Here is a 26,013-nt window from a genome sequence, read left to right as displayed (position 1 = left end):
CTCACGCTCGGGTCGGGTTGATCGGCAGCAGGCGGGGATCGAAGGGTTCCAGGCCCACGGTCTCCGTCGGTGCGGGTGCGCACATCGCGAGCGCCGTGGCCCGGTCGGGTGGGGAGGGACTGGGCAGGGTGGCGCACACCGCCGCCACCGCCCCGGCGTACGGCGACTCCGCGCCGAGCAGGGCGAACCGGATCAATTCCAGTGCTGCACGGTGCTTCTCGAGCAGCTCGACGCCGCGGCCCGGATCGGCCCGCGCGCTGAACTCGAGCACGATCGGCAGATGGTCGGGCAGTTCACCGCGCAGGTCCACGAGAAATCCACTGTCGCGGTAGGCCTGCTTGAACTCGCCCAGCGACGCGCCCCGACGCCGGGTGTCCCCATCGGACCAGTACGACAGGTAGAGCGTGTGCCGTTTCGAGAGATCGAAGAGCTCGATGTACTCGCGGCGCAGCGCTGCCGGATCGCCACCGCCGAGGTGATCGACGGTCTGTCGCAGCAATTCTGTCGCCAGGGAGTCGTCCTGTTCGGCGAGGGCGGCCCGTATCAGATCGACGCGGCCGAGGACCTCGTCGTCGGGATAGCTCAGACACCAGGACGCGATCAACCGTATGACGGTGCCCTCGTCGGTCGCCCGCGAGCGACGTGCGAACAACCGTGGTCCCCTCATCGTGCTTCCTCGTCGGGAGTCGACGGCCCGGGTACGCGTTCGGGGAACAGGCCCGGCGGGGCCCCGTTGCCGTCCCAGTTGAGCAGGTTGGTCCGGCCCGCCATCGTGTGCTCGCCGGCCGCCGTGTCAGTGGTCTGACGCTGACGCAGCGCATGGAACGTCTCCACCGACACCGGCGCGGGACGACCGCTGGCCTCGCCGAACGGCGACGAGTCGAACATGCCGGGCCCGTCGTCGTAGTCGAGCGAACACCCCATCTCGTCCAGTTTCTCGGCCTGTTCGAGATGAGCCGTGGGGATCACGTATCGCTCTTCATATTTCGCGATCGCCATCAGGCGGTACATCTCGTACACCTCTTCCTCGGTCATCCCCACCGCGGCCGGTATTCCGGCGTCGGGTTCACGGCCCAGGGTCACGTCGCGCATGTACGAGCGCATGGCGGCCAAGCGGCGCAACACCGTGTCGATGACGACCGTGTCACCGGCGGTGAACAATTCGGCCAGGTACTCCACCGGAATCCGAAGGGCCTCGATCGCGCCGAACAGCGTTCCCGCGCCCTCGGCGTCGTGACCCTGCTCGGCGAGCAGGTCGACGATCGGCGACAGCGGTGGGACGTACCAGACCATCGGCATCGTGCGGTATTCCGGGTGCAGCGGGAGCGCGACACGGTACTTCTTCGCCAGCGCGTAGACCGGCGATCGGCGCGCGGCCTCGAGCCAGTCGTCCGGGATGCCGTCGCGTCGAGCGGCGGCGATCACCGCCGGATCCTCGGGGTCGAGCATCAGATCGAGTTGCGCCTCATACAGATCGCGATCATCGGGGACCGAGGCGGCCGCAGTCACGGCGTCGGCGTCGTAGAGGAAGATGCCCAGGTAGCGAAGCCGGCCGACGCACGTCTCGGAACACACCGTCGGCTGCCCGACCTCGATGCGCGGGTAACACAGCGTGCATTTCTCGGCCTTGCCGGATTTGTGGTTGAAGTAGATCTTCTTGTACGGGCAGCCCGTGATGCACTGCCGCCAGCCGCGGCAGCGGTCCTGGTCGACGAGCACGATGCCGTCCTCGCTGCGTTTGTAGATCGCACCGGAGGGGCACGACGCCATGCATGACGGATTGAGGCAGTGTTCGCAGATCCGCGGCAGATAGAACATGAAGGTCTGCTCGAAGCCGAACTTCACCGCGTCTTCGGAATCGCGCCGGAGCTTCTCGACGATGGGGTCGCGCTCGGCGAGTTCCGGTGCACCGCCGAGGTTGTCGTCCCAGTTCGCCGACCAGGTGACCTTGGTGTCCTTGCCGGTGAGCAGGGACTTGGGACGGGCGACCGGGAAATCGTCGCCGAGCGGGGCGTCGATGAGGGTCTGGTAGTCGTAGGTCCAGGGTTCGTAATAGTCCTCGATGGTCGGCTGGACCGGACTCGCGAACAGGGTCAACAGCTTCCGCACGCGGCCGCCGGCGCGCAGGCGCAGCCTGCCGTTGCGGTTGAGGACCCATCCGCCCTGCCAGGTGTCCTGGTCGTCGTAACGACGCGGATATCCCTGTCCGGGGCGGGTTTCCACATTGTTGAACCACACGTACTCGGTGCCGGACCGGTTGGTCCAGGCCTGCTTACAGGTCACTGAGCAGGTGTGGCACCCGATGCACTTGTCGAGATTCATCACCATCCCGACCTGGGCCATGACCCGCATCAGTACGTCACCTCCTGGCTGCGTTTGCGGATGGTCGACACCATGTCGCGTTGGTTGCCGGTCGGTCCGAGATAGTTGAAGGCGTAGGACAACTGGGCATATCCACCGATCAGATGAGTCGGTTTCACCAGCAGCCGCGTCGGCGAGTTGTGGATGCCGCCCCGGCGGCCCGTCGCCTCCGACTTCGGGACGTCGATCGTGCGTTCCTGGGCGTGGTGGACGTAGCAGACCCCGGCCGGCATGCGATGGCTGACGATTGCACGGCACACGAAAACGCCGTTGGCGTTGGTGCATTCGATCCAGTCGTTGTCGGCGACGTCGATCGAGGCGGCGTCCTGGGGACTCAGCCAGGCGATCGGCCCGCCGCGGGAGAGTGACAACATGAACAGGTTGTCCTGGTACTCGGAGTGGATCGACCACTTCGAGTGCGGCGTCAGGTACCGCACCGTGATCTCCCGGGCGCCGTCGGGTCCGAGCTTGGGTTCGCCGAACAGGCGGTGCATGTCCAGCGGCGGCCGGTAGATCGGGAGCGACTCGCCCATGTCGATCATCCAGTCGTGGTCCAGATAGAAGTGCATCCGTCCGGTGAGCGTGTGAAACGGCTTGAGCCGCTCGATGTTCACCGTGAACGGTGCGTACCGGCGGCCGCCGGTCTCCGACCCGGACCACTCCGGCGACGTGATCACCGGCACGGGTGCCTTCTGGGTGTCGGCGAAGCGGATGCGCTTCTCCTCCGAACCGCGCGCGAGGTCGTCGAGGCGGAAGCCGACGCGTTGCTGCAGCTGTTCGAAGCCGGCCACCGCGAGTTCGCCGTTCGTGGTGCCCGACAACGTCAGGATCGCCTCGGCGAGTTTCTCGTCGGTGTCGATGGCCGGTCGTCCGTCGCCGGCGCCGCCGAGCATCACGCCGTTGGATTCGGCGAGTGTGCGTGTTTGTTCCTCGAGCGGGTAGGTCACGTTCTTGACGGTGAAGCCGAGGGTGTCCGCGAGCGGTCCGATGGACGCCAGCTTGTCCGCGATCGCGGTGTAATCCCGTTCCACCACGGTGAAGTTGGGCATGTTCCGGCCTGGCTGTCCGACAACGCCGTCGTGTCGCCAGTCCAGAATCCGGCCGTGCGGTTGTGCAACCTCGCCGGGGGTGTCGTGCTGCAGGGGGACGCTGACGAGATCGCGCCGTGTACCGAGGTGGGTGCGTGCCAGGTCCGACAGCTTGCGTGCGAGCCGGTGGAACAGGTCGAAGTCGGACTTCGCCTCCCACGGCGGGTCGATCGCCGGTGTGAACGCGTGGACGAACGGGTGCATGTCCGTCGAGGACAGGTCGTGCTTCTCGTACCAGGTCGCAGCAGGCAGGACGATGTCCGACAGCAGCGTGGTCGATGTCATCCGGAAATCCGCCGACAGCAGCAGGTCGAGCTTCCCCTCCGGAATGTCGTCGTGCCAACGGATCTCGGCAGGCCTCGGGGTCTCGGGTTTCTCGGCGCCGAGCACGTTGTGGTGGGTGCCGAGCAGGGTCCGGAGGAAGTACTCGTTGCCCTTCGCCGAGGAACCGAGCAGGTTGGACCGCCACAGCACGAGGGTCCGGGGCCAGTTCTCGGGTGCGTCGACGTCGGTGATGGCGGATGTCAGTTGGCCGTTCTGCAGACGCTCTGCGACGTAGGACGCCGGATCGGCGGCGTCACCGCGATCCACGGCGGCGGTCGCCTCGTCGGCGACGTCGAGAGGGTTGGTGGAGAACTGGGGATAGAAGGGCATCCAGCCGAGCCGCGCCGACTGGGCGATGGCGTCGGCGGTGTGCTCGTGGTCCATCGTGCCGCGCGACAGCGGGGAGGCGAGTGAGGATGTCGAGTACCCGTCGTTGCGCCATTGCCCGGTGTGCATGTACCAGTACGAGGTCCCGGTCATGGTCCGCGGCGGGCGCGTCCAGTCCAGCGCGTTCGCCAGCGAGATCCAGCCCGTGATCGGACGACACTTCTCCTGCCCGACGTAGTGCGCCCAACCGCCGCCGTTGCGGCCCATGCATCCGGTGAGGATGAGCAGGGACAGGATCGCCCGATAGGTCGCGTCGCCGTGGAACCACTGGCAGATCCCGGCGCCCATGATGATCATCGAGCGGCCGCCGGATTCCTCGGCGTTGGCGGCGAATTCGCGCGCGACGCGAATCGCCGCCGCGGCCGGCACGCCGGTGATCTCGGCCTGCCACGCCGGTGTGTACGGCGCCGATGCGTCGTCGTAGCCGGTGGGCCACTCGCCGGGGAGCCCGTCCCGGGTGACGCCGTACTGCGCGAGTATCAGATCGAAGACGGTCGTGACGAGCCGTCCCCCGATCCGCCGCGCGGGGACACCTCGGCGGACCACGGCGCCGCTGCCGTCGGGGGCGTCGAAGACCGGGAACGCGACTTCGACGAATTCGGCCGCATCGCTCATGAGTGTCAGCGCGGGTTGCGCGCCACCGAGATCGAGATTCCATCGCCCCGCACCGGAGTCGGCGTACCGGAACCCCATCGAGCCGTTGGGCACCACCGGCTCATCGCGTGCCTCGTCCCAGCACACCGTCTTCCAGACGTCCTCGGAGGCAACATGTTCCGCGCCGGGCAACTCGTCGGCGGTCACGAACTTCCCAGGGACGAATTTTCCGGGGACGTCGGTGCCGGTCGAGTCACCGTCCGGCCCGCCCGGTTTTTCGTCCAAGTGGATCAGGAACGGCAGGTCGGTGTAGCGGCGCACGTAGTCGTCGAAGAACCCGGTCGAGCGCCGGACGAAGAACTCGGTGAGGATGACGTGTCCCATCGCCATCGCGAGCGCCCCGTCGGTGCCGGCCTGCGCGGGCAGCCATTCGTCGGCGAACTTGGTGTTGTCGGCGTAGTCGGGGCTGACCGAGACCACCTTGGTGCCGCGGTAGCGCACCTCGGCCATCCAGTGCGCGTCCGGGGTCCGCGTCACCGGGACGTTGGAACCCCACATCATCAGGTACGTCGCGTCCCACCAGTCCCCGGACTCCGGGACGTCGGTCTGGTCGCCGAACACCTGGGGACTGGCCACCGGCAGATCGGCGTACCAGTCGTAGAACGAGGTCATCACCCCGCCGATCAGCTGGATGAACCGGGTGCCGACGCAGTGGCTGACCATCGACATGGCCGGGATCGGGGAGAAACCCGCGCACCGGTCCGGACCGTGGGCCTTGATCGTGTGGACGTGCGCTGCCGCGGCCATCTCGACGGCCTCGTCCCAGGAGACGCGAACGAGCCCGCCCTTGCCCCGTGCGCGCTGGTAGGAGCGTCGGCGCAGCGGGTCTCCGACGACGTCGGCCCACGCCAGCACGGGATCGCCGAGCCGGCGCTTCGCCTCGCGGAACATCTCCACCAGCACACCCCGGGCGTACGGGTGTCGGACCCGGGTGGGGGAGTAGGTGTACCAGGAGAAGGCCGCGCCCCGCGGGCACCCGCGGGGTTCGTACTCGGGCCGGTCCGGGCCCACCGAGGGGTAGTCGGTCTCCTGGGTCTCCCAGGTGATGATCCCGTCTTTGACGTAGACCTTCCACGAGCAGGAGCCCGTGCAGTTCACGCCGTGTGTCGAGCGCACGATCTTGTCGTGGCTCCATCGATCCCGGTAGAAGACGTCACCCGCCCGACCGCCGTCCCGGAAGACGACACGACGATCGTCGGTCTCGTCCCATCGGGTGAAGAACCTGCCGATGTCCAACAGTGCGGTGGCTGCAGAACCCTGTACATCTTCTGACCGGGCCATGAGCGACACCATACGGAGGGTCGGCAATTGTTTCTTCCCGAATCGCAAAGTCGATCAGATATGCCGAAAACGTTTGTGGGAAATACACCCGTCGGTCATTCGGGAAACAATCTGGTCGCTTAGGTCAACGCGTGGCAACCGTCAACAGGATCGCCGAGTCCTCTTGTGCGGTCAGGCCGTGACGCGTCGACGGAATGGTCACCAGGTCGCCGGTGGCGCCCTCCCACCGGCCGGCCGGATCGCCGTCCGCCGAGGTCAGGACGACACGCCCGCGCAGGACCTGCAGCGTGGCCTCGGTGGGACTGTCGTGATCCGACAGTGCCGCGCCCGCGACCAGTGCGATCACCGTTTGTCGAAGATGTCGAGAAGAGTTGCCGTGCAACGTATGAGAGGCCCGTCGGCTCGACGCTTCGCGGGCCGAGGACAGGAGCTCGTCGACGAGCTCGGGAAGATGAGTCGAATCCACGTGTTCCACCATGACATCGCGGCGCGGCGACGAGGTGATGTTCGGCGGATCGAGGCCAGTTCGTTGTTACGCTGTCGACCGACGCGGTGATCCTGCCGCCTGGAATAGGCCACACAATCGTTGCGAAAACACCCGGTGATGACGGGCTCGCACCCATGAGAGTCCGGCGATGAGACGATTTCGGAAAATGGTTCCGCGAAATGATTCGAGAATCGAACTGTCGATTCCGTACAGAACCGATCGGCGCCCGTCGGATGGCTTCTGGTCCGCGCGCCGGAACTGTGGTCAGCCGAGCCGCATCCGGAGCAGACGATCGTCCCCGTCGGCCGGCCGGCCGCGTCCGTCGGTGTTGCTCGTGCCGAACCACAGTGAGCCGTCGGGCGCGGCGGCCACGACGCGCAGCCGGCCGAACTCGTCGGCGTACCTGCTCACCGGCTCGCCGGCGGCCGACCCCGTGAGCGGTATCTCCCACAGCCGCCGGCCGCGGAGCGCGGCCATGTAGGCGCGGTCGCCGATGATCGCCAGCCCGGCCGGGGACGCCTCCTGCGTGGTCCAGGTGGCGGCCGGCGCGACGAACCGCGGATCATCGGAATCGCCTTCGACCTCCGGCCACCCGTAGTTGCCACCCGGTCGGATCAGATTGAGCTCGTCACGACGGTTCTGTCCGAACTCACTGGCCCACAGCCGGCCTGCGCCGTCGAAGGCCAGGCCCTCGACGTTGCGGTGCCCGTACGAGTGGACCTCGTTGCCGAACGGGTTGCCCGGCCACGGGCGGCCATCCCGGTCCACCCGCAGGATCTTGCCGTTCAACGCGGTGACGTCCTGGGCGACCTCGGGTACGGCGGCATCGCCGACCGCGACGAACAGGCTTCCGTCCGAACCGAAGGCGAGGGCGCCGCCGTGATGGTTGTAGGCCGCGTCGAGTCCGGTGATCAGCGGTCGGGGACGGGTGAGCCGGTCGCCGTCGAAGTCCAGGCGCACCAGCCGATTGTCGGTGGCGGTCGTGTAGTAGACGAACACCGCGCTCTCGTCGCCTGGCGCCACCGCGATGCCCTGCAACCCGCCTTCGCCGCGGGGAGCGGCGTCAGCGAACTCGCCGACGGTCCGGACCTCACCCCCAGGGGACACCCGGACGATCGTGGCGTCGTCGCGCTGGGTGACGAGGGCATCGCCGTCACCGAGGAAGGCCAGCGCCCACGGCACGTTCAGCCCGGATGCGACGGTCTCGACCGACGCGGCGTCTGCGGACGTGCCCGTCGGACCCGAGCCGGATCGATCCCGCGTCGGCGGATCGTCGGTGGCGCACCCGGTCACCAGCGACGTACCGGTGATGCCGAGCAGCCCGGCCCCGAGCAGGCCCGTTTTGAGGAGTTTGCGTCGATCCATACCCTCGATGGTGCCTGATGGTCGCCACTGCCGACCGGTGCCGATTTGGGTCTACGCTGCGGATTCCCTACACTAGACCGGTTGCCTGTGCACCTCAGGTGTCCGGGACACAACTGAATAGTCTCCGGTGCCGGCGAAAAGCCAAGGGCATCGGCGGCGAGAACCTTCAGAAACAACTATCCACTTCGTGGAAGGCCCACCGCAGGTCACCGGGATTTTTCCGGCCACCGGCGCTGTATGGGAACCGCTACGAGAAAGGTTGACGGTCACCCATGACCATGACTGACCCGATCGCAGACTTCTTGACGCGTCTGCGTAACGCCAACTCGGCGTACCACGACGAGGTGACACTGCCCTCGTCGAAGATCAAGGTGAACATCGCCGAGATCCTCAAGCGCGAGGGCTACATCACCGACTACCGCACCGAAGACGCGGAGGTCGGGAAGAACCTCGTCGTCTCCCTGAAGTACGGCCCGAGTCGCGAGCGCTCCATCGCCGGTCTGCGCCGCGTCTCCAAGCCCGGTCTCCGGGTCTATGCAAAGTCCACCAACCTGCCCAAGGTTCTGGGCGGCCTCGGCGTGGCCATCATCTCCACGTCGTCGGGCCTGCTCACCGATCGCCAGGCAGCCAACCAGGGCGTGGGCGGCGAAGTCCTCGCCTACGTCTGGTAGGGGAGGTAACAACACATGTCGCGTATCGGAAAGAACCCCATCGAGATCCCCGCGGGCGTGGACGTCACCATCGACGGCCAGAACGTCACCGTGAAGGGCCCCAAGGGTGAGCTCTCGCTCACCGTCTCCGAGCCCATCTCGGTCGCCAAGGAGGACAACTCCATCGTCGTGACCCGCCCCAACGACGAGCGTCGCAGCCGCGCGCTGCACGGCCTGAGCCGTTCGCTCGTGAACAACCTCGTCGTGGGCGTCACGCAGGGCTACACCAAGAAGATGGAGATCTTCGGTGTCGGTTACCGCGTGCAGGCCAAGGGCAGCGACCTCGAGTTCGCGCTCGGTTACAGCCATCCCGTGCCGATCGAGGCCCCGGCGGGCATCACGTTCGCCGTGGAGTCCCCGACGAAGTTCTCGGTCTCGGGTATCGACAAGCAGCAAGTCGGCGAGATCTCGGCGGTCATCCGCCGCCTGCGTCGTCCGGACCCCTACAAGGGCAAGGGCATTCGCTACGAGGGTGAGCAGATCCGTCGCAAGGTCGGAAAGACGGGTAAGTAAGCCATGAGTGATTCAGCTACCAAGACAGTGCGCAAGCCGATCGGCAAGGACGTCTCGACGCGTCGTCGCAAGGCGACCGGCAACCGTCACTTCCGCCTCCGCAAGAAGGTCAGCGGAACCCCGGCCCGTCCGCGTCTCGCGGTCAAGCGCAGCTCGCGCCACATCCACGTCCAGTTGATCGACGACCTGGCCGGCAAGACGCTGGCCGCGGCATCGACGATCGAGGCCGATGTGCGTGCGGCCGGCGGCGACAAGTCCGCGCAGGCCCGCAAGGTCGGCGAGCTCATCGCCGCCCGCGCCAAGGCTGCCGGCGTCGACGCCGTCGTGTTCGACCGTGGTGGCAAGGACTACCACGGCCGGATCGCCGCGCTCGCCGACGCCGCCCGCGAGGGAGGCCTGAGCTTCTGATGACCATCTCGAACAGCTACACCCACATGACCGGAGGGAACCTCTGATGCCCGGACGTCAGCGTGACGGCGGAAACGGACCCGCCGGTAACGACAACAACCAGAACAACCAGGGCGGCGGCAACGACCGTCGCGGCGGTGGCCGCGGCGACCGCCGCGATCGTGGCGGCCGCGACCAGGACCGCAACCAGCTCGAGCGCGTGGTGACCATCAACCGCGTCTCGAAGGTGGTCAAGGGTGGACGTCGTTTCTCGTTCACCGCTCTCGTGGTCGTCGGCGACGGCCAGGGCATGGTCGGCGTCGGCTACGGCAAGGCCAAGGAAGTCCCGGCCGCGATCCAGAAGGGTGTCGAGGAAGCTCGCAAGAACTTCTTCCGCGTGCCCCTGATCGCCGGCACCGTGACCCACCCGGTCCAGGGTGAGGCCGCCGCCGGTGTCGTCATGCTCCGCCCGGCCAGCCCCGGTACCGGTGTGATCGCCGGTGGCGCGGTGCGTGCCGTGCTCGAGTGCGCGGGCGTCCACGACGTCCTCGCCAAGAGCCTCGGCTCGGACAACGCCATCAACGTCGTGCACGCCACCGTCGCGGCACTCAAGATGCTGCAGCGTCCCGAAGAGGTCGCGGCCCGCCGCGGTCTGCCGATCGAGGATGTCGCTCCGGCCGGTATGCTCCGCGCTCGCGCAGGACAGGGGGTCTGATCATGGCTCAGCTGAAGATCACTCAGGTCAAGGGCACCATCGGTACCAAGAGCAACCAGCGTGACAGCCTGCGGACCCTCGGACTCAAGGGCATCCGCCAGACCGTCACCCGCGAGGACACGCCGATCAACCGCGGCCTCATCAACGCGGTTCGTCACCTCGTGACAGTCGAAGAGGTTCAAGCATGACCATCAAACTCCATCACCTTCGCCCCGCTCCGGGGTCGAAGACCGACAAGACCCGCGTGGGTCGCGGTGAGGGGTCCAAGGGTAAGACCGCCGGTCGCGGCACCAAGGGCACCAAGGCACGCAAGAACGTGCCCGCCGGCTTCGAGGGTGGCCAGATGCCGATCCACATGCGGCTGCCGAAGCTCAAGGGCTTCACCAACCGCAACCGGATCGAGTACCAGGTCGTCAACGTCGGCGACATCGCCCGCCTGTTCCCGCAGGGCGGCACCATCGGCGTCGACGAGCTCGTCGCGGCCGGCGCCGTTCGCAAGAACAAGCTGGTGAAGGTTCTCGGCGACGGTGACCTGTCGGTCAAGGTCGACATCACCGCCGACAAGTTCACCGCCTCCGCCAAGGAGAAGATCGCCGCTGCCGGTGGCAGCGTCACCGAACTCTGACGGACACACACCGCGGTCGGGCGGCAGCATCGCTGCCGCCCGACCGGGGCGTTTCGGTGTGACTGTTAGAGTCTCAGAGGTTGTCCTGCCGGACACGCCCAAGACTGCCGCATCCCGAAAGACCATCGTCGATTGCCGAGCACACGGGGGTCGGGTCGCACCGACCCGGAACGTAGACCTCGCGTGGTCGTTACTAGGAGGAGTTAGTGCTTTCCCCCCTCTTCGCGGCCATTCGGACGCCGGATCTGAGGAAGAAGATCCTCTTCGTTCTCGGCATCATCATCCTGTATCGGCTGGGAGCGACCGTCCCGTCGCCGGGTGTCGACTACCAGGCCGTGCAGGCGTGTCTCGACGAGGTCTCGTCCGGTGAGTCGAGCTCGGTCTACTCCCTGATCAACCTGTTCTCCGGCGGCGCGCTGCTGCAGCTGTCGGTGTTCGCGATCGGCATCATGCCGTACATCACGGCGGCCATCATCGTGCAGCTGCTGACCGTGGTCATCCCGCGCTTCGAGCAACTCCGCAAGGAGGGCCAGGCCGGCCAGGCCAAGATGACGCAGTACACGCGCTACCTGGCCGTGGCCCTCGCACTCCTGCAGTCGACGGGCATCGTGGCCCTCGCCGACCGTGGCCAGCTCCTTCCGCAGTCCTGTGCGCAGAGCGGTGAAGTCCTCAACGACCAGAGCATCTTCGGTCTGTCGATCATCGTGCTCGTCATGACCGCCGGCGCCTGTGTCGTCATGTGGTTCGGTGAGCTCATCACCGAGCGCGGCATCGGCAACGGAATGTCGCTGCTGATCTTCGCCGGTATCGCCGCGCGTATCCCCGCCGAAGGTCGCACCATCCTCAACAGCCGCGGCGGACTCGTCTTCGCCCTCGTCTGTGTCGCCGCGCTGATCATCGTCGCCGGCGTCGTGTTCATCGAGCAGGGCCAGCGCCGCATCCCGGTGCAGTACGCCAAGCGCATGGTGGGCCGCAAGATGTACGGCGGGTCGTCGACCTACCTGCCGCTGAAAGTCAACCAGGCCGGCGTCATCCCGGTGATCTTCGCCTCGTCGCTGCTGTATCTGCCGCAGCTGATCGTCGAACTCACGCGCAATCCCGATGGGACGCAGTCGACCTGGCAGGAATACGTCACCAGGTACCTGACCGATCCGAGCAACGGCGTCTACATCGCCGTCTACTTCCTGATGATCATCTTCTTCACGTACTTCTACGTGGCGGTGACGTTCAATCCGGAGGAGCGCGCCGACGAGATGAAGAAGTACGGTGGATTCATCCCGGGCATCCGTCCGGGAGCGCCCACGGCCGAGTACCTCGGGTATGTGCTCAGTCGTATCACTCTGCCGGGCTCGATCTACCTCGGTATCATCGCGGTACTCCCGAACCTGTTCCTCGAGATCGGTAACAGCGGCAACGTCCAGAACCTGCCGTTCGGTGGTACGGCCGTACTGATCATGGTCGGCGTGGGTCTGGACACGATGAAGCAGATCAACAGTCAGTTGATGCAACGCAAGTACGAAGGATTCCTGAAGTGAGACTTGTCATTCTCGGCCCGCCCGGAGCAGGTAAAGGCACCCAGGCGGAGCTTTTGAGCGAAGCACTCGGGATCCCCCACATCTCGACCGGCGACCTCTTCCGCGCGAACATCTCCCAGGGCACCGCCGTGGGTGTGGAGGCCAAGAAGTACCTCGACGCCGGCAACCTCGTCCCGTCCGAGATCACGGTGGACATGGTCCGCGCCCGCGTCGGCGAGCCGGATGCGTCGAAGGGTTTCATCCTCGACGGTTTCCCGCGCTCGACCGAGCAGGCCGACGCGCTGAACGACATCCTGGCGAATCTCGACGCCTCGCTCGACGCCGTGCTCTCGTTCGTCGTCGACACCGACGTCGTCGTGGAGCGCATGCTGGCCCGTGGCCGCGCCGACGACACCGAAGAGGTCATCCGCAACCGGATGGACGTCTACACCCGGGAGACCGCGCCGCTGCTCGCGTACTACGGCGACCAGGTCAAGACGATCGACGCGGTCGGTGACATCCAGGGCGTCCACCAGCGCGTCCTGAGCGCGCTCGGCGCCGGCGTCTCCTGACCCGCTGCGTTCTGACCGCACAGTCTTTGACAACCGAGGAATCGCTGTAGGGCATGGGTTTTCGTAAGCGCAAGCGCGTCGTCCCCTTCCGCAGTGCGGGCGAGCTCGATGCCATGGCCGCGGCGGGCGCGGTCGTCGGGGCCGCGCTCGTCGCGGTGCGCGATGCGGCGAAGCCGGGGGTCAGCACCCTCGATCTCGACGAGGTCGCCGAATCCGTGATCCGGGGGGCCGGGGCGGTGCCCTCGTTCAAGGGCTACCACGGCTTTCCCGGATCCATCTGCAGCTCGGTGAACGACGTCGTCGTCCACGGCATCCCGTCCGCGGACGTCGTTCTCGCCGACGGCGATCTGGTGTCGATCGATTGCGGCGCCATCCTCGACGGCTGGCACGGGGACTCGGCCTGGACCTTCGGGGTCGGGGAACTGTCCACCGCCGACGAGGAACTCTCCGAGGCGACGCGGCTGTCGATGGAGGCGGGGATCGCGGCCATGGTCGACGGCGCTCGCCTCACCGACATCTCCCACGCCATCGAACTCGGCACGCGCGCCGCGGAGAAGAAGTTCGGCCGGCCCTTCGGCATCGTCGACGGTTACGGCGGCCACGGCATCGGCCGCGAGATGCACATGGAACCGTTCCTGGCGAACGAGGGTGAACCCGGCAAGGGGCCGACGCTCGTGATCGGCTCCACCCTGGCCATCGAGCCGATGCTGACGCTGGGCACCACGGACACCACCGTCCTCGACGACGACTGGACAGTCGTCACCGACGACGGTTCGCGTTCCGCCCATTGGGAACACACCGTCGCGGTGACCGCCGACGGACCCCGTATCCTCACCCCGCGCCCGGTCTGACTCCACGCCAGTGCGGGATTCGTAACGGGAACCGATACGAATCCCGCACTGTAGGGCTTGAAGTTCTTGGATGCTGTCCTGTTGTTGCGCGGTCAGTTTCGTACCAGGAGTTCGGCGAGACACGCCTCGACCGGCGTATAGGTCTGGCCCGGGCGCAGTGGCGGGAGGGCCGCTGGCCAGTAGTCGACGATCGGCCATACGGGTTGTTGCTGGGGGCGTGTCTGATCGCCGGACGTGTTGCGTCCGTGGATCTCTCGCCGCACTTGTTCGAGGTGGGCCTGCAACCGCTTGGGTATGTCGGGTCGGCGGTTGATGTGTTCGGGGTTGGGCGGTGCGCCGGGTTCGGCGTTGAGTCGCCAGAGGCAGCGGCCTTCGTCGGGTCCGGATCGGACGATCCGGGTGGTGTATTGGCCGGGTGCGTCGCCGACCATCCGGTTATGACGGGGACAGGCGGGTGCGAGGTCGTCGATGTCGGTGAGGCCGCCTTTGGCCCAGTCCTTGTGGGCGTGATGCATGTCGACGTGGGTGGCGGGTTGGTCGCAGCCTGGTGCCGAGCACACTTCCCCGTCGGGGCGGGCGAAGGAGACGAGGCGTTGTTCGCGGGTGGCGAGGCGTTTGCCCCGTCCGAAGTGCAGCGGAACGGTGGTGGCGTCTTTGAAGATCGCGAGCCACGGTTGCATGTCGGCGGCTATCGCGATCAAGTCCCGGATGGGCAGCAGGGTGCCGGTGGCGGTGGTCGCGAGTCCGGCTTCTCGGATCAGGTCCCCGAGGTCGGCTTTGACGATCAGTTGCACGGGCAGGCCTCGGTGCGAGGTGCCGAGAGTCCCGTCGGCGAAGCCTGCGGCCAGGGCGGCGTCGAGGGCGTCGTGATTCGTCTGGGCGAGGGTGCGGCCGTCGCGGTCGGCTGCGGCTGTGAGGGCTTCGGGGTCGGCGGCTCCGGCCGGTCCGCTGGGTGAGGCGGGGTCGTCGGGGTTGTTGAGTCCGGGTTTGCCCCAGACGGCGAACATCATGGTGAGTCGGGCGGCGAGTGCGGGTGTCAGGGTGCCGGAGATCTTGGCGGTGCCGTCAGCTCGTTGCCGTCCTATCCACAGGCCGCGGCGTCGTTTCTGGTCGGTGTCGTCTGACAGGGTGCCGTCGGGGTCGAGGTGGGCAAGCAGCCGCGCGCCGAGTTGGGTGATCTCGGCGGGGGTGTGGTCGGTGGCGATCTCGGCCATCTGTCGTTCGGCGGCGACCTTGATGTCGTGGTCGATGGTGCCCGGGATGCGGTCGAGGACGTCGAGGGTGGCTTGTACGTGGGCGGTGCCGACCGCGCCTTGTGCGAAAGCTTCGGCGAGGTAGGGGTATTCGGGTGGGAGTACCTCGCCGCCGAGGCTGGTGCGGTGGGCGGTGGCGTCCATCTGCTTACGGCGTCGCATCGGGTTGGAGACGCGTAGCCGGTGGGTCATGTACTGCATGAGGGTGCGGCACCCTGCTTTGCGGGGCAGGTCGCGGGCCTCGACCTGATCGATCTGCCGGTCACCGGCGACGGTCAACCGTGCGATGGCGCGTTCGGTTTCCGCGGTCACGTCGGCGAGTTCGGCATCGGTACACGGCGACAGATCCACGGTCTGCAACTTGTCGAGGGTGCGGTGGAGATCGGCAACCAATTCGACCGCACGAGGGGTCGGCGCGTCGGTGCCGACGTCTCGTCGGGAATCGAACACGACCTCACCCCCCCTGTGGTGAATCGAATGTGGGTCCAACTCTACCGGCTATTCGGGTGGTGTGCAACGAGTTTCGTCTTCTCGTGGGTGACGGACGGTTGTCGGTGGGGGATGGTAAGGCGGTTCGCGCCACAGCGCGGAGTGCATCATCTCAGCGGTTTGGTAGGCCGCGAGCAGTGATCCCATGGCGTGCGGCATACGTCACCGATACCGTCGGCGAGATGGCCCGCACCCAAGAGATCCTCGCTACGCCACGCGGACGATTCCTCTGCGCGAACATGGCATTCCGTTACGCCACAGGTGAACGGGTCGATCAGTATCGGCGACCTCGGACATCTCCAGACGTTCAGGCCGCGATTCGGAGCGTCGACGTTGAAGGACTCGTGGCGGCGGATGAATGGGAGCTCCTGGGTGCACTCGGGTACGCGGTGGACTTCGCTCGGTACTGGCAGCCTCCCGACGAGGAGGACATCCGCTATGCCGCACCAGAAGTCGTTGCGCTCCTCGAGCCGATAGCGGGGGTGCTGCTCCGCCATCCGGTCTGTGCGTGGTGGGACGACCCGGTCGATCTCGCGCTCCAGCGTGTGATCGCCTACCCGTTCGGAAACGAGGCACTCCCGGAGTCCGCCCTGCCGTACCGGAGCGAGCGCGTGCGGTGGGATGAGTGGCGGGCCCACGTCGAAGCCGGCGAGGCGCGCTCGGGACGGGAGTACGAGCGCAATCCTCACCGCACGTTCAGTGACGAGTGGTGGTCGACGCCGTATGCCGCGGGGACGGTGCAGACGACGCGTGCCCGCCCGGGCCTCGGCGCATTGCAGCTCATCGCCGAGGAAGACACTTCGATCGGCGATGAGGCCCGAGTCTGCACGGTGTCCGTCAGCGAATTCGCGCGGGTGTACGAAATCGCGGCACCCGCGGACTGTGCTCGGCTGGTCGACCGTTACCCACTCGAGGTGACCGCGTCGAGGAGATGGGACTGGTACAACACCATCGGGCGGCATCGCCGCTGGTTCATGCCCGACTGGCGAGCCGTCGCCGCCGACCTCGATGCCGTCCATGTGAGCGTCAACGGTTATCTGACGAGCGCGGGGATCGAGATCCCACTCCAGGAGCGGGACGGGGCCACGGTGCTGGCCGGATGGGCCCGGACGTGACGTGGTGGCTCGACCCAGGTTCCATCTGCATCGGCGATGTGCCCGTCCTGTGGCGTCGTGACGACGAACGGTGGGTTCCAGCGTCCGGCGCGTGACCGATCAACCAGATGACCGTGTGCGGCGGGTCGTGTCGTCGTACCGTTGACCATGCATTCCGACGTCTCCTGGCTCACCGTCGTGCGGCGGCTTCCGTTCACTGTCGCCCTCGCGGCGGCCCTGCTGATCGTCGGCGCGACGACCGGATCGCTGTGGGGTAGGGCGAACGACAAGTCGTGGTATCACGAGGTGGCGTTCGGGCTTCCGGCGCTCCGAGAGGGCAAGTGGTGGACGCCAGTCAGCTCCGCGTTCGTCGAACCCGGACCCTGGCTGTACCTGCTGGCGCTGGTCGCGGTCGTCGTCGGAATGGGTTGGGCCGAATGGCAGTTGGGCACCGTGAGGGCCGTTCTGGTCGGTGTGGGCGGCCACCTGATCGCATCCCTGCTGACGGTGTTGCTGCTGTGGTTGCTCTCCTCCGAGGTCACGTCGTGGCGGTGGGCGGAGCAACTCGCGGAGTCGCGCGCCACCGGGGTGGGGGCGTTGGTGGTCTCGGCGGTCGCGGTGGCCTCGGCGACCGTGCGATCGCCCTGGCGGTTACGTGTGCGGGTCCTGTTGGGCGCCATCGTCTCGGTCGCGTTCCTGTTCGAGGGGACCCTCGCCTCGGTCGAGTACGTCCTCGCCGCGATCATTATGCTGATCGTGGGGGAGAAGTTCTTCGCCACCAACGAACACGGTTGGGTGCCGCGTACCCGGCGTGAGGTCCGCATGCTGGGTTGCGCTGCCCTGCTGGTCATCGCGGGCGCGAACCTCCTGGTGTTCCTGTTCCCGGGCAGCGGACCGCTCGGGCCGACCGACGCCGGGGACGACTCGGTGTTCACGATGCTCATCGGCCTCGCCGTCAACGTGCTCATCGCCGATCAACTCCGGCGGGGTAAGCGGTGGGCGTGGTGGGTAGCCGTCGTCCTCGGTGCGCTCAACGTCATCGCGACCCTCCTGGCGGTGATCCTGGTGGTCTTCACCGACGTGTCGTCGGAGGGCGCCGTGACGCTCGGAACCACGTTGCTCTGGGTGCTGGTCCTGGCCATCCTGATCCCCGGCCGGTTCGCGTTCGCGGTGCCGTGGCGCGTGCGTCAGGTCGGTGCGTCCGGTTCGGACGACGATCCGGTCGGCCGCGTCAAGGAACTGCTGCGGGTGCACGGCGGCGGCACGATGTCGTGGATGACGACCTGGCCGGGCAACAGCTACCAGTTCACCGGCGCTGCGGGCGATCTCGACGACCAGTCCGTCGTGACCTACCGAAAGCACGTCGGGACCATGGTGGCCCTGGCCGACCCGGTGTGCGCACCCGAGCGGTTGGCCGACGCCGTCGACGCCTTCGTCGACCTCGCGGAGAGCGCCGGCGCGACTCCGTGCTGGTTCTCGATCGGCTCGGCGACCTCGGAGATCGTCACCGGACGCGGATGGCTCAGTGTGCAGATCGCCGAGGACACGATCGTCGACCTGCCGGGTCTGGAGTTCAAGGGCAAGCCCTGGCAGCACGTGCGATCGGCGATGAACAAGGCCACCAAGCAGGACATCTCGATGCGGATGGTCTCGCTGGCCGACGAGTCGTTCGCCGTCAAGACCCAGGTGCGCGCGATCTCGGAGGAGTGGGTGGGGGACAAGGGCCTTCCCGAGATGGGGTTCACCCTGGGCAGTGTCGAGGAGGCGATGGACCCCGCGGTCCGGGTGGCACTCGCGGTGGATCCGACGGGCAACGTGCACGGCGTGCTCTCGTGGCTACCGGTGTACGCGCCGGGTGGCGACGTCGCGGGATGGACGCTCGACATCATGCGACGCCGAACGGACGGGTTCGGGCCGGTCGTCGAGTATCTCATCGCGTCGTCGGCAGTCGCCTTCAAAGACGAGGGAGCGCAGTTCATCTCGCTGTCTGGCGCACCGCTGGCGCGAACGGGCGACTTCGACGCCGAGCCGCTCGACAAACTGCTCGACACGCTGGGTGCCGCGCTCGAGCCCTACTACGGATTCCGCTCACTGCACACCTTCAAGAAGAAGTTCAATCCCCGCTACGAGCCGGTGTATCTGGCCTTCCGCGACGAATCCGACCTGCCGCGTATCGGTGTGGCTGTGTCCAGGGCGTACCTGCCGGATGCCACGACCGGCCAGCTGATCCGGCTGGCGGCGTCACGAGGGGACTGACCCGCCCGCCCCGGCTGTGAAGGCATCGTTCACGGGAATCGCCGCCTGAGTTCACCATCCGGTCGTCTCCTACGGCGAAACTTCGCCAGTGTCATCGGTCGACGAACATGTGCTGCCCGCAACGGGGCGGCGTCCCTGGCGAAGCTATGGGCTGTTCCTCCTGCTCGTCGTGCCGAACCTCGTCCTCCTCGGCGTGTTCACGTATCGACCGCTCGTCGAGAACATCCGGATGTCGTTCTACGACTGGAACATCGCCGAGGCGGGAGCGACGTTCGTCGGGATCGACAACTACGTCGAATGGTTCACCCGTGCCGATACCCGGATGATCGTCGCCAACACCGTCATCTTCACGGTTGCCGCTGTCGTCGGCAGCATGGTCATCGGCCTGGCGCTCGCACTGTTGCTCGACCGTAAACTGCGCGGCCGACATCTGGTGCGGTCGGCAGCTTTTGCTCCGTTCGTGCTGTCCGGGGCGGCGGTCGGCATCGCCTTCCAGTTCGTCTTCGACCCCAGTTTCGGCCTCGTCAACGACGTGATGGTGCGCCTCGGACTGGGCTCTGCGCCTGACTTCTACCAGCAGCCGTCGTGGGCACTGTTCATGATCACGGTGACCTACATCTGGAAGAACCTCGGTTACGCGTTCGTCATCTATCTGGCTGCGCTGCAGGGTAAACGGACCGATCTGGACGAAGCGGCCGCGATCGACGGGGCCGACTGGTGGACCTACTTCCGCAAGGTGCTGTTGCCGCAACTGCGGCCGATGACGTTCTTCCTGTCGATCACCGTGCTGCTCAACTCGTTACAGGTGTTCGACATCATCAACGTGATGACCCGGGGCGGCCCGTTGGGCAATGGCACCACCACGATGGTCTACCAGGTTTACGAGGAGAGTTTCGTCAACTTCCGTGCCGGCTACGGCGCCACCGTCGCGACAGTCATGTTCGTCGTCCTGCTGGCCATCACGGTGATCCAGGTGCGCATGATGGACAGGGGAGCGCGATGAGGCCCGTCACCACGAGTCCGGTGTCCAGACGGGTTGCCGAGCCGGGCCACACAGACGAGTCCGGACATCCGCCGGCGGGTCCCGGGCAGAAGCGACGGCGCCCCGACGGTGAGGCGATGACGCCGGCCACCCGCCGACGACTGGCCGACGCGTGCGGGTACGCGGCGATGACGGTGGTGCTGGTGATCATCGCGCTGCCGGTGGTGTGGATCCTGTTGGCCTCGTTCAAGGATCGCACCGAGATCTACGTGCAACCGGCCGTGTGGTGGCCGTCGACGTGGCGTCCCGAGAACTACGTCGAGGCGACGACGTCGGTACCGTTCTGGAGCTACCTGCGCAACTCGGTCATCGTGACCTCGATCCTCGGCGTGGCCAAGTTCGTGCTGGGCGTGCTGAGCGCGTACGGGCTGGTGTTCCTGCGCTTCCCGGGCAAGAACATCGTGTTCGTCGTCATCATCGCCGCGCTCATGGTGCCCAACCAGATCACCGTCATCACCAACTACGCCCTGGTGGCCCAACTGGGACTGCGGAACACCTTCATCGGCATCATCCTGCCGCTCGCCGGTGTCGCATTCGGGACCTTTCTGATGCGCAATCACTTCCTGTCCATCCCACCCGAGATCATCGAGGCGGCGCGGATGGACGGGGCGGGTCACTTCCGCCTGCTCACCAGAGTGGTGCTGCCGCTGTCGATCCCGACGATGGTCGCCTTCGCGACGATCACCCTCGTCAACGAGTGGAACGAGTACCTGTGGCCGTTCCTGATGGCCGACGACGCCTCGGTTGCCACGCTGCCCGTGGGATTGACCCTCCTGCAGAACAGCGACGGTCTCACCAACTGGGGCCCGGTCATGGCGGCGACCGTGCTCGCGATGCTGCCGATGCTCGTCCTCTTCCTGGCCTTGCAACGGCACATGATCAAGGGCCTGACCTCCGGGGCCGTCAAGGGCTGACCGGCCGGCACCCCACAAGCCAGAACACCAGGCACGAGAACGCCCAGCACGAGAACCACCATGCACGAGAACGACTCACACACAGACGATCGAAGGAGACGACAGATGATGAACATGTCCCGGCGCGGGTTCCTCGCCGCGTCCGCGACGGCCGCGGCCGGTGCTCTGGTGGCCGCATGCGCCGGAACCTCGGGTGACGGCGGTTCGTCGTCGGGCGACGCCTCGAAGCTGAGCTTCTGGTCGAACCACCCCGGCAAGTCGGTCGAGGTCGAACGAGAACTCATCTCGCGCTTCGAGGCGGCCAACCCGGGTATCACCGTCCAGTTGGTCGACGCCGGCAAGAACTACGAGGAGGCGGCCCAGAAGTTCAACGCCGCGCTGTCCGGCGGCGCCGTGCCCGACATCATGATCCTGTCCGACGTCTGGTGGTTCAACTTCGCGCTCATCGGCGCGATCAGCCCCCTCGACGACCTCTTCGGCCGTGCGAACGTGAACACCGCCGACTACGTCGATTCGCTTGTCGGCGACTACAAGTGGAACAACCAGACGTGGGCGTTGCCGTACGCGCGGTCGACTCCGCTGTTCTACTACAACAAAGACGTGTGGCGCCGGGCCGGCCTGCCCGACCGCGGCCCGCAGACCTGGGACGAGTTCGACGACTGGGGCCCGCGGATCCAGACCGTGGTCGGCGGCGACAAGCGCGCGCACGGCTGGGGCAACGCGACCGACTACCTCGGATGGACCTTCCAGGGGCCGACCTGGACATTCGGCGGCGCCTACTCGAACGACTGGGAGCTGAAGTTCACCGATCCGAAGACCGTTGCGGCCGCGCAATATCTGAGCGAGTCGATCAACACGAAGCGGTACGCGAAGATCTCCAACGACATCGCCGGCGACTTCAGCGCCGGCATCATCGCCTCGACCATCGCCTCGACCGGCGATCTGTCGGGGATCACGGAGAACGCCGCCTTCGACTTCGGTACTGCCTTCCTGCCCGCGCCGCAGGGGGTCTCGGGTTGCCCGACGGGCGGTGCCGGTCTCGCGGTCCCGGCCAAACTGTCCGACGAGCGCAAGGTCAACGCGCTGAAGTTCATCGAGTTCATCACCAACACCGAGAACACCGCCTACTTCTCGCAGAATGTCGGCTACATGCCGGTGCGCAAGTCCGCGCAGGACGACCCGTCGATGGTCGCGTTCCTGGAGAAGAACCCGAACTTCGCCACCGCCATCGAGCAGCTTCCGCGGACACAACCGCAGAACAACGCGCGGGTCTTCGTCCCCGGCGGCGACAAGATCATCGGCACCGGTTACGAGCGCATCGGCCTGCAGAACGCCGATGTCGCCGCGACCCTCGCCGACACCCAGCGCCAGATCGCGCAGATCTACGAGGCGCAGATCGCGCCGAAGCTCCCGTCATGACGGGCGACGTGGCGGGGCCGGTCGTGGGCCGGCGACGAGGGGGCCGGTCGTGGCATCGGTGACCTTCGACGGCGCGACCCGGCGCTTCGCCGACGGCCAGAAACCCGCCGTCGACTCGCTCGACCTGGCCGTGGACGACGGCGAGTTCATGGTCCTCGTCGGGCCGTCGGGATGCGGGAAGTCGACGAGTCTGCGGATGGTCGCGGGTCTGGAGTCCGTCGAGTCGGGGGCGATCCTGATCGACGACGTCGACGTCGTCGGAAGGGCGCCGAAGGCCAGGGACGTGGCGATGGTCTTCCAGAACTACGCGCTCTACCCGAACATGACGGTCGCCGACAACATGGGATTCGCGCTGCGCAACGCCGGGATGAGCAAGGCGGACACCGCGTCCCGGGTCGGTGAGGTCGCCGAGATGCTGGAACTCACACCGCTTCTCGACCGCAAACCGGCGAAGCTGTCCGGTGGGCAGCGACAGCGGGTCGCGATGGGGCGTGCCATCGTGCGGCGTCCCAAGGTGTTCTGCATGGACGAGCCGTTGTCGAACCTCGACGCCAAGTTGCGGGTGAGCACGCGTGCCCAGATCGCGGCCATGCAGCGGGAACTCGGCATCACGACGCTCTACGTGACCCACGACCAGGTCGAGGCGATGACCATGGGACACCGGGTCGCCGTGCTCGATCACGGTGTGCTGCAACAGGTCGGGAGTCCGCGCGCGATCTACTCACGGCCCGCGAACCTGTTCGTGGCGTCGTTCATGGGCTCACCGCAGATGTGTCTGATCGACGCCCGGGTGGACGCGGGCATCGTACGCCTCGGTGGCGCCGAGGTCCGGGTTCCGCCGTCGGTGCTGTCGTCGGCGTCCGCGGGCGACGTCGTCGTCGGTCTGCGTGCCGAGTCGTGGCAGGTGTCGGCTGCACCGCAGGCCGGGAACCTCACCGCAACGGTCGATCTCGTCGAGGAGCTGGGGGCCGAACAGTTCGTCTACTGCAGCGCGGACGTCCGGCTGCGCGGGAGTCGCATCGTCATCCGTGTCGATCATCGCCGGACGATCGAGGTCGGTGACGTGATCGGGCTGACCCCGGAGGTCGACGAGACGTACTGGTTCGATCCGATCAGCGGGGTCGCCCTCGACGACCCGCGTCGTCACGACCTCAGCGCGGGACCGAAGCCTCTTCGGTGATCGCGGCTTCGGACAGGGAGATCCGATCGGGACGGCTGTAGATCACCATCGACTCGCCGCGAGAGAAGCCGACGAGCGTGATGCCGAGATCGTCGGCGGCGTCGGCCGCCAGTGACGACGGCGCGGAGACCGCGCACAGCATCGGGATTCCCGCCATCGCGGCTTTCTGGACGAGTTCGAAGCTCGCGCGGCCGGAGACCTGGAGGACGGTGCCCGACAGGGGTAGTCGGTCGGCGAGAACCGCCCACCCGATCACCTTGTCCACGGCGTTGTGCCGGCCGACGTCCTCCCGGACGGCGAGAAGGCGACCATCCGCGTCGAACAGCGCGGCGGCGTGCAGGCCACCGGTCTTGTCGAAGACGCTCTGTTCGGCGCGCAACCGGTCGGGGAGGTCCAGGACCGTCCCGGCGGCCACGGTCATGGTGTCGGCGGCGGGATCATGGACCGACGCGGTGTGGACCGCGGCGATGCTGTCCTTGCCGCAAATGCCGCATGCACTCGTGACGGGGTTGGCGCGGACCAGCTCGGAACCGGGTGGGGGCACATGCGGGGCGAGCGTCGCGTCGATGACGTTGTAGGTGTTGGCGCCCTGTGCGTCGGTGCCCGCGCAGTAACGGGCCGTCGAGTAGTCCGCGCCGGTGGTCACCACACCTTCGGAGACCAGGTAGCCGGCGACCAGTTCGAAGTCGTGGCCGGGAGTGCGCATGGTGACCGCGAGTGTGCGCCCGCCGACCCGTATCTCGAGCGGCTCCTCGACGGCCAGGGTGTCCGCGCGCTGCGTCGGTTCCGCATCGCGTCGGATACGGGTGACGCGGCGGCGTGCGGTGATTCGTCCCACCGGCACCACGGTAGTCCTGCGACTGTTCGTGGCTGCGGTCTCAGACGTCGAGCACCAGGGTGACCGGGCCGTCGTTGACGAGACCGACTTCCATGTGCGCCCCGAAACGGCCGGTGGCCACGGTGGCGCCGGCGGCCCGGAGCGCGTCGACCACCGCGTCGACCAGCGGTTCGGCGACGGGCCCGGGCGCGGCGGCATTCCACGACGGGCGCCGGCCCTTCGCGGTGTTGGCATAGAGCGTGAACTGGCTGATCACCAGGATCGGGGCGTCGAGGTCGGCGGCCGCGCGTTCGGGACCGTCCCCGCCGTCGAAGATCCGCAGGCGCCAGATCTTGTCGGCGAGCCGGACCGCGTGGTCGGTGGTGTCGTCGTGCGTGACACCGACGAGCGCGACGAGACCCGCGCCGCCGGGCGGGATGTCGAGCTCGCCGACGACCTCGCCGTCGACGCTCACACTCGCTCGGCTGACGCGCTGGAGCACGGCGCGCATCGGTCCTCCGATCTCCGGGTGCGGTGCACGGACGGGGTGTTCAGTCGAGCGCGAACGTGACCGTGACGGTGAAGGTGAGTTCCTGCTGGCCGGGCTCGACCGGTACGGGCGCGGCCGCCACGTCGCGTTCGAAGGTACCGGGCGAGACCGGCTGTTCCTGGCCGCTGGTGCTCTCCTTGATGGTCAGCACGTCGCCGAGTGAGTCGCCGGCGAGACCGGCGTACTGCTGCGCGCGGCCCCGGGCGTCGGTGAACGCGGCTTCGCGCGCCTTCTCGAGGAGTTCCGAGTCGTCGTCGATGGCGAAGGCGACGTTGTTGATGCGCGTGTTGTCCCCACCGGCGGTCGCGGCGGCGCTCAGCACGGTCGACGCCGTCGAGATGTCGCGGATGGTCACGCGGATGGTGTTGGTCGCGGTGTATCCGCTGATCTGGCTCGAACCGCCGGGTGCCGGACTCGAATACTGCGGGTTCACCGACACCTGCTGCGTGGCGACGTCCTTGCGCTCCACTCCGGCCGCGACGACAGCGTCGGTGACCGCGGTGACCTTGGCGCTCGTCTCGTTCAGCGCGGTCGTCACATCGGACGCGGTCGCCTCCACGCCGATGTCGGCGCGCAGGGTGTCCGGGGTGCCGCTGACCTGGCCCGACCCGACGACGGTCACCGACCGTGGCTGCCCGCCGGTGTCGCTGCCGCACCCGGCCACCACCAGGACCACGGCGGCGAACGCCGCGAGGACCGACGTCGTCCGGAGTGCGGGGCGCCGTGTGTCGGCGCCGCGTGTTCTCGTCATCGGTCGACCGGGTCCCGCATCAGCAGCGCGAGCAGCCAGCCGACGACCGACACGACGATCGCGCCGAAGATCGCCGACCAGAAGAAATCGTCGACCTCGAGCCCCCAGTGCGTCGTGTTACGGGTGATCCATGCGGTGAGCTCCAGCATCAACGCGTTGATGACGATGTGGATCAGACCGAGCGTGAGGATGTAGAAGGGGATCGCGATGATCTGCACGATCGGCTTGATGATCGCGTTCAGAACACCGAAGATCACGGCGACCACCAGGGCGATACCGACTTTCTCGGCGGTCGTCGAACCGCCCACGAAGTCGATGCCCGGCACGATCAGCGTCGCGACCCACAACGCCACCGCGGTCAGTACGGTGCGGACGAGGAAGGCAAGCATGGCGACAGTGTGCCAGCACCCCTCG

The 26,013-nt window shown here is 67.0% G+C and carries 25 protein-coding genes; 15 read left to right on the top strand and 10 right to left on the bottom strand.

All coding sequences use genetic code 11. From position 1 onward, the window contains the following. Window position 1: 1 nt before the first annotated feature. The 5 genes from narJ to QAD21_RS18085 form a co-directional block, all read right to left on the bottom strand. Complete coding sequence (narJ, locus tag QAD21_RS18105) at window positions 2–667, bottom strand: nitrate reductase molybdenum cofactor assembly chaperone (protein WP_205333226.1); 666 nt, start codon at window positions 665–667, stop codon at window positions 2–4. Then, window positions 664–2,352: a nitrate reductase subunit beta gene (gene narH / locus QAD21_RS18100; protein WP_205333225.1), complete on the bottom strand. Its 1,689-nt coding sequence runs from the start codon at window positions 2,350–2,352 to the stop codon at window positions 664–666. Before narH ends, narJ begins: the two co-directional genes overlap by 4 nt. Then, a complete protein-coding gene (locus QAD21_RS18095; RefSeq protein ID WP_205333224.1) occupies window positions 2,352–6,095 on the bottom strand; it encodes a nitrate reductase subunit alpha in 3,744 nt (1,247 codons plus the stop codon). Before QAD21_RS18095 ends, narH begins: the two co-directional genes overlap by 1 nt. Before the next feature lie 124 nt (window positions 6,096–6,219). After that, entirely contained in the window at window positions 6,220–6,561 is a 342-nt protein-coding gene (locus tag QAD21_RS18090) for a cupin domain-containing protein (protein ID WP_083229291.1), read from the bottom strand. A 285-nt stretch (window positions 6,562–6,846) separates the two neighbouring features. Further along, window positions 6,847–7,947: a PQQ-dependent sugar dehydrogenase gene (locus tag QAD21_RS18085; RefSeq protein ID WP_068969971.1), complete on the bottom strand. Its 1,101-nt coding sequence runs from the start codon at window positions 7,945–7,947 to the stop codon at window positions 6,847–6,849. A 272-nt stretch (window positions 7,948–8,219) separates the two neighbouring features. Here QAD21_RS18085 and rpsH point away from each other — a divergent pair, with 272 nt between their 5' ends. From rpsH to map, 9 genes are all read left to right on the top strand, one after another. Beyond that, window positions 8,220–8,618 carry a 30S ribosomal protein S8 gene (rpsH, locus tag QAD21_RS18080; RefSeq protein WP_004023571.1) on the top strand — a complete coding sequence of 133 codons (399 nt, stop codon included), beginning with the start codon at window positions 8,220–8,222 and terminating at the stop codon, window positions 8,616–8,618. Window positions 8,619–8,633: 15 nt separating this feature from the next. Beyond that, entirely contained in the window at window positions 8,634–9,170 is a 537-nt protein-coding gene (rplF, locus tag QAD21_RS18075; RefSeq protein WP_058251979.1) for a 50S ribosomal protein L6, read from the top strand. 3 nt (window positions 9,171–9,173) lie between these two features. Continuing rightward, complete coding sequence (rplR, locus tag QAD21_RS18070) at window positions 9,174–9,578, top strand: 50S ribosomal protein L18 (RefSeq protein WP_058251978.1); 405 nt, start codon at window positions 9,174–9,176, stop codon at window positions 9,576–9,578. A 46-nt stretch (window positions 9,579–9,624) separates the two neighbouring features. Further along, complete coding sequence (gene rpsE / locus QAD21_RS18065) at window positions 9,625–10,272, top strand: 30S ribosomal protein S5 (protein WP_058251977.1); 648 nt, start codon at window positions 9,625–9,627, stop codon at window positions 10,270–10,272. A 2-nt stretch (window positions 10,273–10,274) separates the two neighbouring features. Then, window positions 10,275–10,460: a 50S ribosomal protein L30 gene (rpmD, locus tag QAD21_RS18060; RefSeq protein ID WP_058251976.1), complete on the top strand. Its 186-nt coding sequence runs from the start codon at window positions 10,275–10,277 to the stop codon at window positions 10,458–10,460. Then, window positions 10,457–10,897: a 50S ribosomal protein L15 gene (gene rplO, locus QAD21_RS18055; RefSeq protein ID WP_004023566.1), complete on the top strand. Its 441-nt coding sequence runs from the start codon at window positions 10,457–10,459 to the stop codon at window positions 10,895–10,897. The genes rpmD and rplO overlap by 4 nt, the downstream gene beginning before the upstream one ends. A gap of 206 nt (window positions 10,898–11,103) precedes the next feature. Further along, window positions 11,104–12,432, top strand: coding sequence for a preprotein translocase subunit SecY (gene secY, locus QAD21_RS18050; RefSeq protein ID WP_058251974.1), 1,329 nt, complete (start codon window positions 11,104–11,106; stop codon window positions 12,430–12,432). Next, a complete protein-coding gene (locus QAD21_RS18045) occupies window positions 12,429–12,983 on the top strand; it encodes an adenylate kinase (RefSeq protein WP_004023564.1) in 555 nt (184 codons plus the stop codon). Before secY ends, QAD21_RS18045 begins: the two co-directional genes overlap by 4 nt. A gap of 53 nt (window positions 12,984–13,036) precedes the next feature. Next, window positions 13,037–13,834 carry a type I methionyl aminopeptidase gene (gene map, locus QAD21_RS18040; RefSeq protein WP_058251973.1) on the top strand — a complete coding sequence of 266 codons (798 nt, stop codon included), beginning with the start codon at window positions 13,037–13,039 and terminating at the stop codon, window positions 13,832–13,834. Window positions 13,835–13,926: 92 nt separating this feature from the next. On the opposite strand, the gene QAD21_RS18035 is transcribed toward map, so the two are convergent. Next, window positions 13,927–15,537 (bottom strand): HNH endonuclease signature motif containing protein, encoded by a 1,611-nt coding sequence (locus tag QAD21_RS18035; RefSeq protein ID WP_159371319.1) that lies wholly within the window; start codon window positions 15,535–15,537, stop codon window positions 13,927–13,929. Window positions 15,538–15,920: 383 nt separating this feature from the next. On the opposite strand from QAD21_RS18035, the gene QAD21_RS18030 reads away from it, so the two are divergent. The 6 genes from QAD21_RS18030 (at window position 15,921) to ugpC (ending at window position 23,481) form a co-directional block, all read left to right on the top strand. After that, a complete protein-coding gene (locus QAD21_RS18030; RefSeq protein WP_238994925.1) occupies window positions 15,921–16,691 on the top strand; it encodes a hypothetical protein in 771 nt (256 codons plus the stop codon). A 147-nt stretch (window positions 16,692–16,838) separates the two neighbouring features. Beyond that, complete coding sequence (locus QAD21_RS18025) at window positions 16,839–18,926, top strand: DUF2156 domain-containing protein (protein WP_280361787.1); 2,088 nt, start codon at window positions 16,839–16,841, stop codon at window positions 18,924–18,926. Between the two features lie 88 nt (window positions 18,927–19,014). Then, the gene (locus QAD21_RS18020; RefSeq protein ID WP_280359922.1) at window positions 19,015–19,929 is read left to right on the top strand and encodes a sugar ABC transporter permease; all 915 of its coding nucleotides are present in this window, start codon (window positions 19,015–19,017) and stop codon (window positions 19,927–19,929) included. Window positions 19,930–20,045: 116 nt separating this feature from the next. Next, entirely contained in the window at window positions 20,046–20,882 is an 837-nt protein-coding gene (locus QAD21_RS18015) for a carbohydrate ABC transporter permease (protein WP_280359921.1), read from the top strand. A gap of 105 nt (window positions 20,883–20,987) precedes the next feature. Beyond that, entirely contained in the window at window positions 20,988–22,301 is a 1,314-nt protein-coding gene (locus QAD21_RS18010; RefSeq protein WP_165629738.1) for an ABC transporter substrate-binding protein, read from the top strand. Window positions 22,302–22,350: 49 nt separating this feature from the next. Further along, window positions 22,351–23,481: a sn-glycerol-3-phosphate ABC transporter ATP-binding protein UgpC gene (gene ugpC / locus QAD21_RS18005; RefSeq protein ID WP_165629739.1), complete on the top strand. Its 1,131-nt coding sequence runs from the start codon at window positions 22,351–22,353 to the stop codon at window positions 23,479–23,481. On the opposite strand, the gene fdhD is transcribed toward ugpC, so the two are convergent. The 4 genes from fdhD to QAD21_RS17985 are packed head-to-tail and all read right to left on the bottom strand — an operon-like array spanning window position 23,453 to window position 25,988. Then, window positions 23,453–24,319 carry a formate dehydrogenase accessory sulfurtransferase FdhD gene (gene fdhD, locus QAD21_RS18000; protein ID WP_165629740.1) on the bottom strand — a complete coding sequence of 289 codons (867 nt, stop codon included), beginning with the start codon at window positions 24,317–24,319 and terminating at the stop codon, window positions 23,453–23,455. The genes ugpC and fdhD overlap by 29 nt on opposite strands. A 40-nt stretch (window positions 24,320–24,359) precedes the next feature. Then, window positions 24,360–24,809 (bottom strand): D-aminoacyl-tRNA deacylase, encoded by a 450-nt coding sequence (dtd, locus tag QAD21_RS17995; RefSeq protein ID WP_065631828.1) that lies wholly within the window; start codon window positions 24,807–24,809, stop codon window positions 24,360–24,362. Between the two features lie 40 nt (window positions 24,810–24,849). After that, window positions 24,850–25,599: an SIMPL domain-containing protein gene (locus QAD21_RS17990; RefSeq protein WP_165629741.1), complete on the bottom strand. Its 750-nt coding sequence runs from the start codon at window positions 25,597–25,599 to the stop codon at window positions 24,850–24,852. After that, window positions 25,596–25,988: a phage holin family protein gene (locus tag QAD21_RS17985; RefSeq protein ID WP_058251965.1), complete on the bottom strand. Its 393-nt coding sequence runs from the start codon at window positions 25,986–25,988 to the stop codon at window positions 25,596–25,598. The genes QAD21_RS17990 and QAD21_RS17985 overlap by 4 nt, the downstream gene beginning before the upstream one ends. Between the last annotated feature and the right edge of the window lie 25 nt (window positions 25,989–26,013).

Source organism: Gordonia sp. SMJS1 (assembly GCF_029866425.1).
Taxonomy (GTDB): Bacteria; Actinomycetota; Actinomycetes; order Mycobacteriales; family Mycobacteriaceae; genus Gordonia; species Gordonia hongkongensis.
This window is presented reverse-complemented; position numbering and strand designations above follow the sequence as displayed.